The following is a 588-nucleotide window of genomic DNA, read 5'->3' as shown; positions in this document are numbered from 1 at the left end:
TCAGTGAGATGCAAGAAGTCGCGAAACTGAAGTTTGTGAAAGGGGCGTAACCATGATTAAACGTTGGTTTAAGCGGTGGGAAACGCCGCTCTCTCCTGAGCAAAAACGCCAAGCCATTCACGTTGTTGACGATTGGCCAATGGTGCTGAAAGACTATCTTCAACAGCCTTTGGTGGATGACTCAACGACCTTGAAGGATTTGAGTTTTGTTGCGTTGGACTTTGAAACCACAGGCGTGGACGCGCAAGGCGATAAAATCTTATCGATTGGCGTGGTTGACCTAACGCTGGACGGCATTGATATCGCCAGCTCCAAAGAGTGGTACATTTGTCATGGACAATTCATCAAACCAGAAACAGCGCAAATTAATGGCTTAACTCCGCAAGATCTCGCCAAAGGACTGCCATTGGATGAAGGTATGAATCGGTTGTTGGAACGCATCACAGGAAAAGTGGTGCTCGCCCACGGATGCTGCATTGAAAAAGCCTTCATTCACGCTTATTTTTCCTCTCGCTACCAAGTAGAGGATTTCCCCGCGTATTTTGTCGACACGCTGCAAATCGAAAAGCAGTTTAGCTATGCAGGGAA

The 588-nt window shown here is 47.3% G+C and carries 1 protein-coding gene; it reads left to right on the top strand.

Annotated features, from left to right (window positions below; genetic code table 11):
* Positions 1-52: 52 nt before the first annotated feature.
* The coding region (locus R7190_RS29145; RefSeq protein ID WP_318138105.1) for a 3'-5' exonuclease at positions 53-588 on the top strand (536 nt) is incomplete at its 3' end.

The organism is Vibrio sp. 1078-1 (assembly GCF_033340475.1).
The sequence above is the reverse complement of the archived record's forward strand: the minus strand, read 5'-3'. Positions and strand labels throughout refer to the sequence as shown.